This window comes from Pseudomonas sp. NBRC 111133, from assembly GCF_001320605.1.
Lineage (GTDB): Bacteria > Pseudomonadota > Gammaproteobacteria > Pseudomonadales > Pseudomonadaceae > Aquipseudomonas > Aquipseudomonas monteilii.
Genome location: NZ_BCBJ01000175.1, coordinates 1 through 1,825, shown reverse-complemented (window position 1 = coordinate 1,825; position 1,825 = coordinate 1). Strand labels below are relative to the sequence as shown.

Here is a 1,825-nt window from a genome sequence, read left to right as displayed (position 1 = left end):
CTCGTAGCCATATTGCGGCCAGAGCTGACCGTAGTCGCTGGACGCTACATCCAACAGAAATGGGATACCTCGTGATGCTCCCGGAGAACGGTCGAAAAACTCACCAAACCGCAAGTATCGGTACCCGTCTAGATGAGCTCCACCTGAGATCGGCACTCGGCTGAGCTTTGGCACTGTGCAGGCATTGGTGAAAATGACCGCTGAAAGATGGGCATTTTCCATTAGCGTAAATAGGCCGTTGGGGCGCCCTGATAGCAGAGATGTCTCTTCCTCCACAGTTATCAGGTGCGTACCACGATGCGCAGATGAGTGAACTGCAAAGCCATAGAGATAGCTGATGAGCGACTCCCTGCTCCACAGCATTGAACTGGGCGCATGGAAATCGGCTAAGGCCAGAATGAGCGGCTTACCCTCCACGTGCGGTAGGGATTCGTAACGCTTGTCCAATTTGTTTTGGATGGTCCTCGCAAACCTTTCTGCAGCCGCTCCTAAGAAACGCTCATGTCGGTCAGCGGGTGGGGGGACCGGCGAGGCGCCAAAATGCTCATACCGCTCTTCCGGGTTGGCTGTCACTGCTTCAACCCAGGCCTCATCTCCCAGCCTATTCTCGATGTGAAAATCGGGTGATTCTTTAGGCTGGGTGACCAAGAGTCCCTGTTCACGAAAAATCGCTAATAGGTGGGCTTCCCAGAGGCGGGTGTGAAAATTCTCAGTCTGGCAATCGGGAACCCAATTTCTGTCTGGGGATGGCAGTGCGAGATACAGTTGATTCAGCGCCCACGCCCCAATACGGCGGCTTGGATCAAATAGTGATTTGAACACCACGCTTGGTGTGCGCTTACCCATTCTGCTTAGAGGAGCACGTCGTCGTTCACCTGAAGGGAGTGGAAGCGGATGGGCTTGGGTATAGAGAAAATGGCTGATTGAGGCGCGGGCTTCAGACTCGCCAGTGGTGCGCTCACTATGGCTGAGGAGCACCCACACGCTATCGACACGACGCCGCAAGGTGACAATTCCGAAGCTGCCGGAATGGATATTTCGGGTTAGAGCGGCACAAGAAATTCCGTCCTCACTAAGCCATGCCCCTACTGGCGGGCTGTCCCCAAACCCCAACCCTCGTGGAAGCGACAAAGCGATTAGATCGAACATCGGCGCAGCAATTTCTTTCATTCGCTGATCTCGGCAGCCGTCAAAATGCATTCCATCAATGCCTCGGAGCGTGCCCGCCGGCGATGGCATCGGTGGAGGTACCTATTGAAGAAGGGGGCCTTGTTCCACCAGGACATCTCGGTTGGTGAAGATGGTCTCAATGGTTGCAGCCTCGGCAGCCACATGAGTCTTTCGCGTGATCTCTTCAAGGGCCAGTTCGAGCCGGTAGTCTTGGAAATACTCGTACAGCTTTTCAGAGCTCTCGGATATCTCCTCCCCACCATTCTTCGCGAACAAGATGTGGATGATCGCTGCGAGTGGGAGAGAGATGTCGAGATCCTTCTCTTCTGCATCTGAATCCGAGTTCAAACCGTCGAAATACCTCTCCAGATGACTCTGGAGCTCCTCAAGCCAGAACTGAGATAGGTTGCTTGGAAGGGAGCTTTCAGGCCCGGTCAGAAGGACTTCATCTCTGAATAGAGCCAGCAGATTGGGGTTTGCCATGGAGGACCTCACGATTAGATTTGAGAGCAACTGGTCAGCATAGTCCACCTCAAGATGACCACCTCCTTGACGCCCATCCTGGTGCTCCTGAGCATCAGACGAGTGAATCGCCCCGAAACCTGTAGATACAAAATGACCGCTTCTCGCCGTTAGCTGCCTTTCTTGAAGGACA

General features: G+C 54.0%; 2 protein-coding genes. Both read right to left on the bottom strand.

The annotated features are described in order from the left end of the window. On the bottom strand, window positions 1-1,170 hold a 1,170-nt coding region (locus APH36_RS31485; RefSeq protein WP_256219379.1), incomplete at its 3' end, for a hypothetical protein. 81 nt (window positions 1,171-1,251) lie between these two features. Continuing rightward, window positions 1,252-1,825: hypothetical protein (locus tag APH36_RS30290; RefSeq protein ID WP_218187335.1), on the bottom strand; the 574-nt coding region annotated here is incomplete at its 5' end.